General features: G+C 40.1%; 12 protein-coding genes. 7 read left to right on the top strand and 5 right to left on the bottom strand.

All coding sequences use genetic code 11. From position 1 onward, the window contains the following. The first annotated feature begins 62 nt into the window (after nt 1-62). Entirely contained in the window at nt 63-1,904 is a 1,842-nt protein-coding gene (locus tag ACPUEN_RS05840; protein ID WP_425639172.1) for a M1 family metallopeptidase, read from the top strand. Nucleotides 1,905-1,971: 67 nt separating this feature from the next. On the opposite strand, the gene ACPUEN_RS05835 is transcribed toward ACPUEN_RS05840, so the two are convergent. Next, entirely contained in the window at nt 1,972-2,148 is a 177-nt protein-coding gene (locus ACPUEN_RS05835) for a histone H1 (RefSeq protein WP_111611123.1), read from the bottom strand. 102 nt (nt 2,149-2,250) lie between these two features. Beyond that, nucleotides 2,251-3,501, bottom strand: coding sequence for an aminotransferase class I/II-fold pyridoxal phosphate-dependent enzyme (locus tag ACPUEN_RS05830; RefSeq protein WP_425639171.1), 1,251 nt, complete (start codon nt 3,499-3,501; stop codon nt 2,251-2,253). A 178-nt stretch (nt 3,502-3,679) separates the two neighbouring features. Here ACPUEN_RS05830 and ACPUEN_RS05825 point away from each other — a divergent pair, with 178 nt between their 5' ends. From ACPUEN_RS05825 to ACPUEN_RS05815, 3 genes are read left to right on the top strand one after another with little or no spacing between them, the layout of a single operon-like run. Continuing rightward, nucleotides 3,680-5,176: an acetyl-CoA carboxylase biotin carboxylase subunit gene (locus tag ACPUEN_RS05825; protein ID WP_425639170.1), complete on the top strand. Its 1,497-nt coding sequence runs from the start codon at nt 3,680-3,682 to the stop codon at nt 5,174-5,176. A 1-nt stretch (nt 5,177) separates the two neighbouring features. Then, nucleotides 5,178-6,473: a DUF1015 domain-containing protein gene (locus tag ACPUEN_RS05820; protein WP_425639169.1), complete on the top strand. Its 1,296-nt coding sequence runs from the start codon at nt 5,178-5,180 to the stop codon at nt 6,471-6,473. Continuing rightward, nucleotides 6,457-7,044 (top strand): Maf family nucleotide pyrophosphatase, encoded by a 588-nt coding sequence (locus ACPUEN_RS05815; protein ID WP_425639168.1) that lies wholly within the window; start codon nt 6,457-6,459, stop codon nt 7,042-7,044. Before ACPUEN_RS05820 ends, ACPUEN_RS05815 begins: the two co-directional genes overlap by 17 nt. Before the next feature lie 94 nt (nt 7,045-7,138). Here the strand turns inward: ACPUEN_RS05815 and ACPUEN_RS05810 are convergent, their stop codons facing one another. The 3 genes from ACPUEN_RS05810 to sdaAB are packed head-to-tail and all read right to left on the bottom strand — an operon-like array spanning nt 7,139 to nt 10,490. Further along, nucleotides 7,139-8,452 carry an efflux RND transporter periplasmic adaptor subunit gene (locus tag ACPUEN_RS05810; RefSeq protein WP_425639167.1) on the bottom strand — a complete coding sequence of 438 codons (1,314 nt, stop codon included), beginning with the start codon at nt 8,450-8,452 and terminating at the stop codon, nt 7,139-7,141. A 3-nt stretch (nt 8,453-8,455) separates the two neighbouring features. Continuing rightward, nucleotides 8,456-9,805, bottom strand: a complete 1,350-nt coding sequence (locus ACPUEN_RS05805) for a TolC family protein (protein WP_425639166.1) — start codon at nt 9,803-9,805, stop codon at nt 8,456-8,458. Between the two features lie 7 nt (nt 9,806-9,812). Beyond that, nucleotides 9,813-10,490, bottom strand: coding sequence for an L-serine ammonia-lyase, iron-sulfur-dependent subunit beta (sdaAB, locus tag ACPUEN_RS05800; RefSeq protein WP_425639165.1), 678 nt, complete (start codon nt 10,488-10,490; stop codon nt 9,813-9,815). A 156-nt stretch (nt 10,491-10,646) separates the two neighbouring features. Between sdaAB and ACPUEN_RS05795 the strand changes: the two genes are divergently transcribed. The 3 genes from ACPUEN_RS05795 (at nt 10,647) to ACPUEN_RS05785 (ending at nt 14,751) form a co-directional block, all read left to right on the top strand. Further along, complete coding sequence (locus ACPUEN_RS05795; RefSeq protein ID WP_425639164.1) at nt 10,647-11,471, top strand: aminotransferase class IV; 825 nt, start codon at nt 10,647-10,649, stop codon at nt 11,469-11,471. Between the two features lie 121 nt (nt 11,472-11,592). Continuing rightward, nucleotides 11,593-13,236, top strand: coding sequence for a sodium/sugar symporter (locus ACPUEN_RS05790; protein WP_425639163.1), 1,644 nt, complete (start codon nt 11,593-11,595; stop codon nt 13,234-13,236). Between the two features lie 12 nt (nt 13,237-13,248). After that, complete coding sequence (locus ACPUEN_RS05785; protein WP_425639162.1) at nt 13,249-14,751, top strand: xylulokinase; 1,503 nt, start codon at nt 13,249-13,251, stop codon at nt 14,749-14,751. Nucleotides 14,752-14,754 lie beyond the last annotated feature (3 nt).

Below are 14,754 nucleotides of genomic sequence, written 5' to 3'. Positions count from 1 at the left end.
TTTTTACGGGTGGTTTTGGAACGCTTTTGGATTTGGTTTTCTTTGTTAAAAAACTAATCACTATGCATATTAAGTTGGCAAAGCCTTTTTATGGGCTTTTTCTTTTGATGATAGGTAGCAGTGGAGTCTTTGCTCAAACAGGGAGATTCCAGCAGGCAGCTGATTATCAAATGGACGTCAAGATGGACGTCAAAACCAATCAATACACTGGAACACAAGTGTTGGTTTACACCAATAATTCACCTGACACGCTTCATCGTGTTTTTTATCATTTGTATTACAATGCTTTTCAGCCGGGTAGTATGATGGATGAAAGATCCAGAAGCATCGCTGATCCTGACCGTAGAGTAGGGGATCGCATCAGCAAATTAAAGCCAGAAGAGATAGGTTATTTGAGAGTAAATAGCCTGACCATGAATGGTAAAGATGTTGATTTTGAAGAGGTAGGGACGATTTTGGAGGTAGAGCTTACCGAGCCAATTCTGCCAAATTCGGATGCTACATTTGAAATGTCTTTCAACGGTCAAGTACCGCTACAGATCAGAAGATCAGGTCGTGACAGCGAGGAAGGCGTGAGATATTCCATGTCACAATGGTATCCTAAAATGTCTGAGTATGACGAGCAAGGATGGCATGCAAATCCCTACATCGGACGTGAATTTTATGGTATTTGGGGAGATTTTGATGTGAAAATCACCATCGATAAAACGTATGTCATCGGTGGAACGGGTTATTTACAAAATCCAAATGAAATCGGTCATGGCTATGAAGATGCGGGTGTAAAAGTGCCTGAGCCAAAGGGAGAGAACCTGACCTGGCACTTCAAAGCTCCGCAGGTTCACGATTTTATGTGGGCAGCAGATCCTAAATACCGTCACGATAAATTCCTGATGGATAATGGGATAACTGTTCATCACCTGTATATTCCTGAAGATGGCGCCACCGAAAACTGGGAGAAACTGATGGAATACACGCCAAAGGCAATAGAGTTTATGTCTGAGCATTTTGGTCAGTATCCCTACAAGCAATACTCAGTAATACAAGGTGGCGATGGAGGAATGGAATATCCTATGGCTACGCTAGTGACTGGTGGTCGTAACCTAAATAGCCTTGTAGGTGTAATGATTCATGAGTTGGGCCATAGCTGGTATCAGGGTGTCATTGCAACTAATGAGGCGCTATACCCATGGATGGACGAAGGATTTACTAGTTACGCGGCTGCCCTAACTTCTTCTGCTATTTTCAGACCAAGTGAAAATCCACTTAGAGGTTCTTATGCAGGATATTATCGATTGGTGAGTTCTGGTAAAGAAGAGCCGATGAGCACGCACTCAGACCATTACCATACCAACTCAGCGTATGGTGCGGCAGCCTACTCAAAAGGAGCCGTATTCATGGCTCAAATGGGTTACATTATTGGTGAAGAAGCTAGAGATAGAGGAATACATAGGTATTTCAATACGTGGAGTTTCAAACACCCAAATGTAAATGACTACATCCGTATTATGGAAAAAGAGAGTGGCTTGGAATTGGATTGGTACAAAGAATACTTTGTGTATACTACCAAGACAATTGATTATGGAATAAAAGCGGTAAAAGCCCAAGGTGACAAAACTGAAATCACACTTGAGAGAATTGGCCTGATGCCGATGCCTATAGATTTGGTAATCACCTACAAGGACGGGACTTCTGAGATGGTTTATTTGCCTTTGGAAATAATGAGAGGTGAAAAGGCCCAGGAAGATGGATCTCCTACTAGAGTGATTTCTGAAGATTGGCCATGGACAAATCTTACCAAGACTATTACAGTGAACAAAAAATCTGATCTGATTAAATCTATCGAGATTGATCCTAGCAAAAGGCTAGCAGATATAGCTCAAGAAAACAATAAAGTGGAGTTTTAAACTCCACTTTCATTTCATTTTGCATAAAAAAAGGTGACTGAACAGTCACCTTTTTTTATTGTTGGAATCAACCTGCGTTCTTCATGTCTTGAACTTCTTTTCTGATGTCTTGAGCCATGTTCTTCAAGTCTTGCATTCCTTTTCTTACGCGAGTACCAGCTGCCTGATTTCCTTTGTCGTAGAACTTTTCAAAATCGTCTTTAAGAGAATTAACCAGTTCGCTTACTTCACTAAATTTGCTCATAGTAAAAGTGTTTTTTTAAAGTTGATGATAAGTTTATTTGTAATTCAATATAGCCCAAATACTTGCTAATTCAATCCTGAGGGCATTTTTTTTGAATTATTTTTATTCACCAACCGAAATAGCAAACTCGGAATTCTTATAAACACCGCTTGTTAATTTCTCTTTTATCGCTGCAAATGCTGTGATGGTTTCTTTTACATCTTCCAACGTATGGACAGCCGTAGGAATCAATCTCAAGATAATCATTCCTTTAGGTATCACTGGGTAAATCACTACAGAACAGAAGATACTGTAGTTTTCTCTCAGGTCCTTAGTCAAAGCTGCTGCTTCACCTACGGTACCATTAAGTACTACTGGGGTCACTGGCGAATTTGATTTGCCTGTGCTAAATCCATTCTTATGAAGTCCATCTCTAAGTGCATTGACAATTGTCCAGAGATTGTCTTTGAGCTCAGGCTGAGTTCTCAATAGCTCGAGACGCTTCAAAGCACCTTTCACCAAAAGCATAGGAAGAGACTTAGCAAAAATCTGAGAACGCATGTTATATCTCAAAAACAAGATCACCTCTGGATCACCAGCGATGAAGGCACCAATACTAGCCATAGACTTAGCAAAAGTGGAGAAGTAAAGATCCACTTGATCCTGAACTCCTTGCTCTTCATCTGTACCTGCACCGGTTTTACCCATAGTACCAAAGCCATGCGCATCGTCGATCAATAATCTGAATTCAAATTTCTTCTTCAGCTCAACGATTTCCTTCAGCTTGCCTTGATCACCAGTCATTCCGAAGACTCCTTCAGTAATCACGAGGATTCCTCCGCCGGTTTCATTTGCAAGCTTGGTTGCTCTTTCTAGCTGCTTTTCGCAGTTTTCAATATCATTATGAGGGAAAACGTAACGTTTACCCAAGTGCATTCTAAGTGCATCAATAATACAAGCATGGCATTCAGAATCATAGACTACAACATCTTTTCTGTCTAGAAGTGAATCTATGACAGACATGATTCCTTGGTATCCGTAATTCAATAAGTAGGCTTTTTCTTTCTTTACAAAAGCTGCTAATTCATCTTCTAGTTGCTCGTGAAGGCTAGTTTGACCTGACATCATACGCGCGCCCATCGGATAGGCTGCGCCATATTCAGCGGCCGCATCAGCATCAGCTTTACGTACTTCAGGATGATTTGCTAGGCCTAGGTAATTATTCAAACTCCAGGTAAGAACATTTTTTCCCTGAAACTTCATTCTAGGGGCAATTTCACCTTCAAGTTTGGGGAAAGAGAAATAACCGTCAGCAAATTCAGAGTGCTTGCCCAAAGGGCCCATGTTCATTTTTAATTTTGCAAATAGATCCAAAGTGTTTCGAATTTAAGTGATAAGGGATTTAATGATCTGTTCATTAAAATCCGACAAAAATAAAACTTTAAAGCCTCCCAAGCAAAAAACAACAGGGAAACAAATGATTCTTAACAAAGCTCAGATAAATTTCTTTATTTCGCTTAAACCCAAATTCTAGCTAATAATATCAGAGATAATGGCCAAAATCAAAAAAATTCTAGTAGCAAACAGAGGGGAGATAAGCCTGCGAATCATGCGGACTGCCAGAGAAATGGGCATTTCGACAGTTGCGGTTTATAGTGAGGCAGATAGACTATCCCCGCATGTAGTTTTTGCCGATGAGGCAGTATGCTTAGGTCCGCCTGCCTCCTCACAATCCTATTTGCTCGGTGATAAAATAATTGACGTTTGTAAGGAGTTGGGAGTCGACGCGATTCATCCAGGATATGGATTTCTTTCAGAAAATGCTGATTTCGCCAAGAAAGTTAAAGCTGCGGGTTTGATATTCATCGGTCCTTCCTCAGAGTCAATTGAAGTGATGGGGTCTAAGCTTGCTGCCAAACAGGCTGTCGCGAAATACAATATTCCTTTGGTGCCAGGAACTGAAGAAGCTATTTCGGATATTCCTCTTGCCAAGGCTCGTGCTGCTGAAATCGGTTATCCTATTCTGATTAAAGCAAGTGCCGGAGGAGGTGGAAAAGGAATGCGAATTGTGGAAAATGAAGGGGAATTCGAAGAGCAAATGCAGCGGGCAGTCAGTGAGGCACAATCTTCCTTTGGAGATAGTGCTGTTTTCATAGAAAAATACATCACTTCACCGAGACATATAGAAATCCAAATTCTGGGAGATCAGCAAGGAAATATTGTCTACCTCTTTGAGCGTGAATGCTCTATTCAAAGACGTCATCAAAAAGTGATTGAGGAAGCTCCTTCGGCTGTAGTTTCTCCAGAAATGAGAAAAGCGATGGGTGAAGCGGCAGTAGGTGTGGCTAAGGCATGTGACTATTATGGAGCAGGAACTGTGGAGTTTATCGTGGATGAGAAATTGGATTTCTACTTTTTGGAAATGAATACCCGTCTGCAAGTGGAGCATCCTGTGACGGAAATGATCTCCGGAAAAGACCTCGTTCGTGAGCAAATCTTAATTGCCGAAGGGAAGCCACTTTCTTTTGCCCAAGAAGATCTAAAAATTAATGGACATGCACTTGAAGTGCGAGTCTATGCTGAAGATCCAAGCAATAATTTCCTTCCGGACATCGGAACACTAAAAACCTATCAGAGGCCACAAGGTGCAGGAATTCGTGTGGATGATGGATTTGAAGAAGGGATGAAAATTCCTATTTATTATGATCCTATGATTGCGAAGTTGATTACTCATGCCGAGAATAGAACTGCTGCTATCGAAAAGATGGTTCGTGCCATCGATGACTATAAGATAGTAGGGATTCAGACTACGCTTGAGTTCTGCAAGTTTGCAATCACTCATGAAGCATTTGTCAGTGGAGACTTTGATACCAAGTTTGTAGAGAACTATTTTGACCCTACAGTTCTTGAGCAGCAATTTTCAGACTCAGAAATGGAATTGTTAGCTGCTTTAGCGGTTGAGTTTTATTCACAGCGTAATTCTCAGAATACTGGGCAAAGTGAAGCTGCTCCAAAGTCCCAAAGTGATTGGAGAAATAGATTACAGTAGAATGGCAGAAATACTACCACTAAAAGCTTGGCGCTATGCAGAGGCTTTGACTCCAAAAATGGAAGAATTAACTGCTCCATTGTTTGATGTAGTTTCGACCCGACAGCGGCAGTTACTCTATGAGAACCCCCTCAATAGTATTCATCTTTCAGTGCCTCAGGGTAATAATCCATCTCAAAATGCTTTAGAAACCCTTATAAAGTGGAAATCAGAAGGAGTAATTCAGCAGGACACTTTGCCTGGAATTTATGTGTATTATCAATATTTCCGTCTTCCGGGAGAGCATGATGAGCGATGCAGAAAAGGGTTCATCACTCAAATCAAAGCCTATGATTGGAGTGAAGAAGTGATTTTGAGGCATGAGAATACAATTGTCTCAGCTGTAAATGATAGAATAGATTTACTGAAAACGACGCAGATTCAAGCAAGTCCAACTCATGGTCTGTATGAAGATAAGGACGAACAGTTGGAGTATTATATGGACGAAGCTATCTCTAATCCTTTGTATGAATTGGAAGATTACCAGGGTGTAAGAGAAGTGATGGGGATCATTCAAAATCCTGAAATCATTAAGCATTTTCTAAAAGTGCTAAAGGATAAACAAGTGATTTTGGCCGATGGCCACCATAGAATAGAAGGTGCGATAGAATACCGGAAATCTATGAGAGGGAAATTGCCTGATAAAAAGTGGAAAGGCTATGATTATCACCTGATGTATCTCACCAATACCAGTGGGAATCATTTGAAAATACTTCCTACTCATCGGCTCTATTATGGATTGGAATTAACTCACGTCGATTGTCTGGGAAAGATCCAAGAATGGTTTCAGGTGAAAAAATTTGCTGATCCAGAAGAATTAGGTGCATATGCTTTTCATAAACCTCATACCTTTGGGCTGGTAATGGGAGAGGAGAGCTATACGCTACAATTGAAGTCAGAAATGATGGATCAACTCAATGTGCACTTACCTGAAAGTATAAGACAGTTGGATCTCTCTGTTCTTCATGAGGTTTTGTTTGGGAGGATTTTGGGTATTCCAGTAGCTGAACAGAGAAATTCCGATCAAATTTTCTACGAGCGAAATTTTTCAAAATGTATTCAGCAAGTTCGATCTGGACAGGCAAGCTTTGCTATCATTACTCGAGAATTGGAATTGGAGCAAGTATTGGAAGTGTGCAGAAGTGGTCAAGTGATGCCTCAGAAGTCTACCTATTTCTATCCAAAAGCATTAGGCGGATTACTTTTCGCCAGTATTAAACAAGATGAATTTGATTTCGAATATGAATCCTTTCTTTAGTAACCTGAGTGGAAAGAAACTTATCCTAGCCTCAAACTCCCCGAGGCGCCAAGAACTGTTAAAAGGTTTGGAAGTAGAATTTGATGTTCGGGTAAATTCTGTTGATGAGACTATCCCGAAGGATCTTCGAGCCGAATATGTTGCTGCGTATCTTTCTAAATTGAAATCTGAGTCTTTTAAAGGACAACTAGCTGAAAATGAAATTCTCATTACCTCAGATACTGTAGTCATTGAAAATGGACATGTGCTTGGTAAGCCCAATACTGAGGAAGAAGCTTTTGATATGTTAAAAAGCATTTCGGGCTCTACTCATACGGTGATGACTGCGGTCACTATTAGGGATATTTTCAGACAAATAACCCTGGAAGATGAGACTATAGTGACGTTTAGATTTCTCGAAGAGGAGGAAATATGGCATTATATTCATCAATACAAACCCATGGATAAAGCTGGGGCTTATGGTATTCAGGAGTGGATAGGTTTTATAGGTGTAGAAAAAATTGAAGGTTCTTATTACAATGTAATGGGCTTTCCACTTCACCTGGTTTATGCTCAATTGAAAAAATGGTAATTACACGTTGACTACAAGTGAAAAGCCCTGTAACTTTCAATGGTCACAGGGCTTTTGCATTAGGGAATAAGTATTGAAGAAATTATCTACAGGCTTAATCTTGTTTGATTGCCATAATTTTTCCTTCCACTGGTGCTACTTTGTCGCCTTCTTTTAGGTCCTTACTGACGATAAAGTATGGGCCAGAGATGATTTGATCACCTTCGGTTAGGCCTCCTAATACTTCAATGTTTTGGAAGTCAGAAATTCCGGTTTTGATCTCTTTCAGTTTTGCAACTCCACCTTCATTTACAAATACCAATTCTTTAAGTCGGGTAGTACCAGCTGCAAGTGTATCTAGCTTATTTTCTCTGGTCGTCACAGCTGCCAGAGGAACTGAAAGTGCGTTGCTCTTAGAATTTGTGATAATCTCAACTGAAGCAGTCATTCCTGGTCTGAAAGGGTATTTTTTACCTTCATCGACTAGCTCTTGATAGGAGTCGTTAAGAATTCTGATTTTCACTTTGAATTCGGTAACAGCATCTGCAGAGGCTTTTGTATTTGCAGTGTTAGCAATACTTGTCACTACTCCTTTAAATGTTTTGCCAGTATATGCATAGGAATCAACATCGATGATGGTGGTGTCTCCCAAGCTCAATCTCACGATATCGTTCTCGTTGACATCTACTCTTACTTCCATTTTAGAAAGGTCAGCGATGGTCAACATTTCCGTACCAGCCATTTGTTGTGTACCTACCACACGTTCTCCTTGCTCCACCAAAAGATTGGACACGATACCACTCACCGGTGAATATACATTTGTCAATCGAAGGTTTTCTTCAGCTTCATTCACAGATGCCTGAGAACTTTTGACTACGAATTCTGAAGCTAGTACGCTTTGCTTGGCTGCTTCCAGATCTTTTTGTGCGGAGATGAAGGTAGCTTGAGCCTGCTCATAGTCTGCCTGAGAAATGGCTTTCTGCTCATAAAGAGCCTTTTGACGATTGAAATTTTGTTCAGCTTGAGTGAATTGAGCTTCTGATCTCTGCAGCGCCGCCTTTGATTGAGAAAGGTTAGCTTCTTGCTGGTTGAAATTAGCTCTTGTTCTGGCTAAGGCTGAAATAAAATTATCAGGTCTGATTTTCACCAAAAGCTTACCTACAGCTACAGAATCTCCTTCTTTTACATTCAGTTCAATAATCTCACCTGCTACGTCAGGACTTAGATTTACTTCCACTTCAGGTTGAATCTCGCCGGAGGCGCTTACCTTCTCTATAATTGCAGTTTTCTTTACAGTGGAGACTTCTACCTGTGTTTCTTTTTCTCCACCTACCCATCCAGCATTCCGGGCAATTACTGCAAAGATGATTAATACCACTATACCGCCTAAGAGGTAATATAATAGCTTATTTGATTTCTTATTGGCCATGGTTTAATTTAAATTAATAGGATTACCCAGGTAAAAATCAAGAACTTTTACTCTGAAAATATAAGTGTATTTTGCGTTTAGCAGATTTGCTTGAGCATTGAAAAGATTATTTTGCGCTACCTGAAAATCTACTGAGTTGATAGCACCTAAATCAAATCTTTGCTGTGAAATTCTGAAGGTTTCCTGTAGGCTCTCGACCTGTACAAGTGATGATTCATAGGTCAACTGTGCGGCAAGGGCACTATTATAAGCTGTTTCTATGTCATTCCTCAGCTGATTTTCAGCTTCAAGTGCTGCTACCTCGCTGATTTGTTTTTGCACTCTTGCACGCTGCACCCCAGCCTTATTATTCAGTCTTGAAAAAATCGGGATGCTCAATTGAAGACTTACAGCTTCCGAAAGGTTGTTGTCCAGTTGCTGTATGAAAGACGGTCGATCTGTCCCAAATGCTTGATCTATATAGTTTGAGAAAATATTCGCTCCAATTCCTAAAGTAGGATAGTAGCCAGCTTTAGCGAGTTTAACTCCATATTCAGCACTTTCAATATTAGCCTGGGCTATCTTGATTTCTGGCATAATTCCCAAAGCAGTTTCGTAAATGTCTTTTGGGGTTTCCGTCGCCATTAGAGATTCATTTATCTCAAACTCCGGCTCAATCACTGCGAATTCCGATGTGAAGGGAATTTGGAGAGCTTGAGCTAAATTAAGCTTGGAAATATTGTAGTTGTTTTTTGCATTTACCAGATTCACTTGGTTTGTAGCATTTTGTGCTTGCACATCCAGTTGGTCAGACAATGGCAAAGACCCTGCATCGACCAATTTAGTGGTTCGAACCAACTGGTCTTTTGTTGTTGCAAGCTGATTTTCGGCAACATTTACCTGTTCTCTGTTAAATACAACATTGATAAACAGATTGATAATATTTAGCGTAATGTCATTTTTTGTAGCCTGAATAGTATACAAGCCAGCTTCCAAATCCACTTTCGACTGTTTGATTGAATTATTGATTTGGTTGCCTGCAAAAATTGTTGCATTCGAAGAGGCAGAGACGTTTATATTTCCGATACGTGCCGTTTCAAAAAGGTTGGTAACCGGGTTAATAGATCTACCCCACCTATAGCCAGAGCTTGCTCCAGTAGTTAGATTTGGGTAGCGCTGTCCCTGATTTTGAAGCAATGTAGCCTCATTAGAGAGTTGGTTCAGTTCACTTCTTTTCAGTGTCAGGTTGTTTTTCAATGCAATATCAACAGCTGTTTCCAAATCCAAAGGAAACGTAGGAATCACTGGTTCTTGTGCAAAAGTTGAAAAACAAATTCCTGAAACTAGGGCAATACCCAATAGGAATTTTCTCATGGTGTAGTTAAAGGTCAATGTCAGGTATATAAATTAGTTCAGTAATCCAGGATAGTGATTTCAGGTAAGTAAGCGTGATTTCTTGGATTCCAGAATCCATTTCGATCACATGACATGCAAGGTCATTTTTTCCTTTTCGGGAAACAGACATAGTAGCAATATTTGCTTTCTCCTGTGCAATTACAGCAGAAATGAAGGCAATAGCACCAGCAATATCTTTAGCCTTGATAATAAGTGTATGATCTGCTGCTGAGAAATTTGCTACAAAACCATCCACTTCGGCAATATTAATTACTCCTCCGCCCAGGCTTTCACCCACCACTTCCACAGATCTTTCACCCTTTTTTAGATTGAGTTTTATGGTATTTGGGTGGTGGATGGAAGAGTTTCCGATGGACTTGAATTTAAAGGTTAACCCTTTTTCCTTAGCTATTTCCAGCGAGTTTTTGATATTGGCATCATCCGTTTTAAAATCCATCAAACCGCCGATTATCGCTCGATCACTACCATGACCTTCATAGGTTCTGGCAAAAGAATTATAAAATGTGATGACTGCATCGTCAGGGATTCCTCCTAAAACGCGAATTGCCGCTCTAGCGATTCTAACTACTCCAGCCGTATGCGAAGAGGATGGTCCTATCATTATCGGTCCGATCATATCAAAAACGCTACTTTTATTTGCCATCTAGGTCTTTATGTTCCAATTTTGATGCTAAGGTAAAATCGTCGCATGTAAATCATGCAAAAATTCTTATTTATTACATAGAATACCATTTAAATGGTCGTGTGTTGACATAGTTTAACAACAGATTTAGTAAACAAAAACACCTTATGACCGATAATGAACAATTTTATGATCGAAATCGATACAATCTTTACTAACTCCTTATCTGGCAATGATTGGATATCTCTTGATTCTTCTGAAATACCTAATCGTGCTATGAATTTTGGGGATGGGCTGTTTGAAACTATGGTTTGGGATTTCAAAGAAATCAGGTTTTTCGAGAAGCATTTAAAGAGACTTTCAGGAGGAATGCAGCTATTAAATCTGGACGATTCAAGTATTAATGCAGACGGACTAATTCAGTTTCTAGCGAGTAGTTTCCCTAGTCAACGAATGCGAGTCAGATGGAATGTTTATCGAAGTGGCCAAGGCAAATACACGCCGGAAGGAAACGAGGTAAAACAAATGCTTCAAATTTCTGAATTCAAACCGGCTCCAAAAATCAAAAAGAAAGTAGATGTATCCCTGAAAACTCAGTTGTTTCCAAACAGCTGGTCTGCATTCAAAACCCTAAATGCTTTGCCTTATGTTTTGGCAAATCAGGAGAGAAAAGATAGAGGATTAGATGAAATTATACTTCTTGATCATAGGGGCTACATTTCTGAATCTGGAGCATCAAATATTTTTTGGGTTAAAGATGAAGTTTTTTTTACACCAGCTTTGAGTTGTAGTTGTATCAATGGAGTTAGTCGTCAGGTGATTTTAGATTATTTAATCCTAAAAAATATTCCTTTTGAAGAAGGGGAGTTTTTACCCTCAGAATTGGAAGCTGCTGATCAAGCATTTGTCAGTAACTGTACGGGAATCAGTTATTTAGAGAGTTATAATAAAACACACTACTCAACTTTTCCGCTACAGCACCTAAATGATTTATTTGAATGAAAATGAAATAGCGTCTTTTTATTACAGTCATTATGATGAAAATATTATCTTTAACCGCCTATTCTACTAAGATTAGTCTTTTACCCAAAAAAACTAACCTCCCAAACCTAACCTAACATTTATGCTCTTAGAACCTTTAGATTTAGCCGTCTTTATAGGCTATTGCTTACTCATCATAGGGATGGGTATTTTTGTATCACGTGAAAAGAAGGGGCACGTCAAAAACTCTTCTGATTATTTTCTTGCCTCAAAGGCATTGCCCTGGTGGGCAGTAGGAGCTTCATTAATAGCTTCCAACATTTCAGCTGAACAATTTATTGGTATGTCAGGCTCAGGTTTCGCCCTGGGTTTAGCTATTTCCACCTATGAATGGATGGCGGCAGTGACCTTATTGGTAGTTGCTATTTTCTTCTTACCAGTTTATATCAAAAAGGGCATTTACACCATGCCTGGATTCTTACTTGATCGATATGATACTCGTGTAAGAACTACCATGGCCATTTTCTGGCTGCTGCTTTATGTATTTGTCAACCTGACATCTGTTTTGTACTTAGGAGCATTAAGCTTAAATACCATATTAGATGTGCCTTTGGGATATGGTATTTTCGGATTGGCGCTATTCGCCATGATTTATTCTATCTACGGCGGTCTTAAAGCTGTGGCTTGGACTGATGTAATTCAGGTGGTTTTCTTGATCGCTGGTGGTTTAGCGACTACTTACATTGCGCTTCAGATGGTAGGAGGCGGGGATGCTTGGGAAGGACTTGGTTTATTGCGCAGAGAAGTTCCTGGTCATTTTTCCATGATCTTGTCAAAAGGAGAAATGATGATTCCTGATGGATCTGGCGGAACTCGTGATGCTTACCTGGATCTTCCCGGAATTTCCGTTTTGGTAGGAGGTATGTGGATTACCAATCTTAGCTATTGGGGCTTCAACCAATATATTACACAGAGAGCCTTAGCTGCCAAAAGCTTGGATGAAGCTCAGAAAGGGATGATTTTCGCTGGCTTCTTAAAGCTACTTATGCCTTTGATCGTAGTAATTCCAGGAATTGCTGCTTTTGTAATTGTAAATAATGGCATAGACGTCGGGTTCATCGAGTCCATGAAAGACCCGGTAACCGGATTGGTCAAATCTGATCGAGCATATCCTACTTTGCTTCAATTGTTGCCAGTCGGCTTGAAAGGACTTGCTTTTGCAGCATTAACAGCAGCTATTGTATCTTCCTTGGCGTCTATGGCCAATAGTACCTCTACTATCTTCACGATGGACATTTACAATAAATACATCAAGAAAGACGCTTCTGAGGCTAATCAGGTAAAAGTTGGACGAATTACGGCTCTTGTTGCTTTTGGAGTAGCCTCTATCGTTGCGCCTGCACTTGGAGCACTTGATCAAGCATTCCAGTTTATTCAGGAATACACAGGTTTTATTAGCCCAGGTGTTTTTGCAATATTCTTTTTTGGAGTATTCTGGAAGAAAACCACATCAAATGCAGCATTAACAGGAGCTGCGTTGAGTATTCCTCTTTCAGTCGTGCTGAAGGTCATTTTTCCTGGATTACCATTCCTCGATCGAATGGGAGTAGTTTTCTTAGTGTTGGCTGCACTTATGATTATCATAAGTTTGGTAGAAGGTAAAGGAAAAGACCATCCAAACAGTATTGATATTAACAAGGAATTGTTCAAAACAAGTACCAAATTCAAAATTGGTGCGGTACTCATCGCAGGAATTACTGCAGCTTTGTACATCGCATTCTGGTAAAAAATAGATTTAATGAGACGATTATTATTAGGAATTGACATTGGGAGCTCCTCTGTCAAAACCTCACTACTTGACGCAGATACAGGTAAGTCAATCTTATCAAAAGCTTTTCCTGAAGAGGAAATGATTATAAACGCCCCTGAAAAAGGATGGGCTGAGCAAGATCCAGATACCTGGTGGAAGTACGTTCAACACTCAATACGCTATGTGCTTAACAAAACATCAGTTAAGAAGGGCGAATTGAAAGGGATTGGTATTGCTTACCAAATGCACGGCCTTGTATTAGTTGATAAGGATCAAAATGTGCTTCGACCATCAATTATTTGGTGTGACAGTAGGGCAGTAGGAATTGGAGAAAAAGCCTATAAAGAACTCGGTGAAGAATACTGTCAGAAAAATCTCTTGAATTCACCAGGTAATTTCACTGCTTCCAAACTACGCTGGGTCATAGAAAATGAGCCTGCAATTGCAGCCAAAATTCATAAAATGATGCTTCCAGGAGATTTCATTGCGATGAGATTAACAGGAGAAATCTGTACTTCTGAGACAGGTTTGTCGGAAGGAATATTTTGGGACTTTCAAAAAAATGGCCTAAGTGATCAGGTCCTAGCAAACTATCAAATCTCTAAATCATGGATTCCTGAAGTAGTCCCTTCCTATTCTATTCAAGGAAGAGTCTCTGCTTTTGCCTCTGAAGTAACCGGACTGGAAGAAGGCATACCTATTTCATATCGTGCTGGAGATCAGCCAAACAATGCTTTTTCACTTCAAGTATTAAAGCCAGGTGAGCTAGCGACAACTGCCGGTACTTCAGGTACAGTCTATGGAGTAGCCGATAAACCACTTCATGATCCTTTGTCCAGAGTTAATACCTTTGTACACGTGAATCATACAAAAGAGAACCCTTCCTATGGCGTATTACTCTGTGTGAATGGTACCGGGATTTTAAATAGCTGGTTGAAAAAAGTCATGGGAGCTGCTCACATTGAGTATGATGAAATGAACAATCTAGGTGGATCTGCTCCAATTGGATCTGATGGCTTGACCTTTATTCCATTTGGAAATGGAGCCGAGCGTATTATGCAAAACCAACATGTCGGAGCACATATGATGGGTCTGGACCTGTTGAAGCATGATAAAAGACATTTTATCCGTTCTGCTCAGGAAGGAATAGTTTCAGCTCTTACCTTTGGATTCAGGATAATGCAGGATATGGGGCTAGACCTAAATACTGTTAAAGCAGGAAAAGCAAACATGTTTCTAAGTCCAGTTTTCAGAAAGACTTTTGTTCATATGAATAAAGTGGTTTTGGAACTGTACGACACAGATGGGGCACAAGGGGCAGCAAGAGGTGCAGGCATTGGTGCTGGCGTCTATGCAAGCGAAACGGAGGCTTTTGCTGGATTAGAATTGCTAGAGACCATAGAACCAAATGAGCACTTCTACGATCCTTATGAAGAAGTATATGAAACTTGGAAAAGTCACTTAGAGACAATCCGAAAAGCATCCAATTAATTA

It is taken from the genome of Algoriphagus yeomjeoni (assembly GCF_049821175.1).
Lineage (GTDB): Bacteria > Bacteroidota > Bacteroidia > Cytophagales > Cyclobacteriaceae > Algoriphagus > Algoriphagus yeomjeoni_A.
This window is presented reverse-complemented; position numbering and strand designations above follow the sequence as displayed.

What these genes read in the sequence shown, in the direction of transcription:
- ACPUEN_RS05840 (WP_425639172.1), top strand. Translation starts at nt 63, where the DNA reads ATGCATATTAAGTTGGCAAAGCCTTTTTATGGGCTTTTTCTTTTGATG.
- ACPUEN_RS05835 (WP_111611123.1), bottom strand. Translation starts at nt 2,148, where the DNA reads ATGAGCAAATTTAGTGAAGTAAGCGAACTGGTTAATTCTCTTAAAGAC.
- ACPUEN_RS05825 (WP_425639170.1), top strand. Translation starts at nt 3,680, where the DNA reads ATGGCCAAAATCAAAAAAATTCTAGTAGCAAACAGAGGGGAGATAAGC.
- ACPUEN_RS05820 (WP_425639169.1), top strand. Translation starts at nt 5,178, where the DNA reads ATGGCAGAAATACTACCACTAAAAGCTTGGCGCTATGCAGAGGCTTTG.
- ACPUEN_RS05815 (WP_425639168.1), top strand. Translation starts at nt 6,457, where the DNA reads ATGAATCCTTTCTTTAGTAACCTGAGTGGAAAGAAACTTATCCTAGCC.
- ACPUEN_RS05810 (WP_425639167.1), bottom strand. Translation starts at nt 8,452, where the DNA reads ATGGCCAATAAGAAATCAAATAAGCTATTATATTACCTCTTAGGCGGT.
- ACPUEN_RS05805 (WP_425639166.1), bottom strand. Translation starts at nt 9,805, where the DNA reads ATGAGAAAATTCCTATTGGGTATTGCCCTAGTTTCAGGAATTTGTTTT.
- sdaAB (WP_425639165.1), bottom strand. Translation starts at nt 10,490, where the DNA reads ATGGCAAATAAAAGTAGCGTTTTTGATATGATCGGACCGATAATGATA.
- ACPUEN_RS05795 (WP_425639164.1), top strand. Translation starts at nt 10,647, where the DNA reads ATGAACAATTTTATGATCGAAATCGATACAATCTTTACTAACTCCTTA.
- ACPUEN_RS05790 (WP_425639163.1), top strand. Translation starts at nt 11,593, where the DNA reads ATGCTCTTAGAACCTTTAGATTTAGCCGTCTTTATAGGCTATTGCTTA.
- ACPUEN_RS05785 (WP_425639162.1), top strand. Translation starts at nt 13,249, where the DNA reads ATGAGACGATTATTATTAGGAATTGACATTGGGAGCTCCTCTGTCAAA.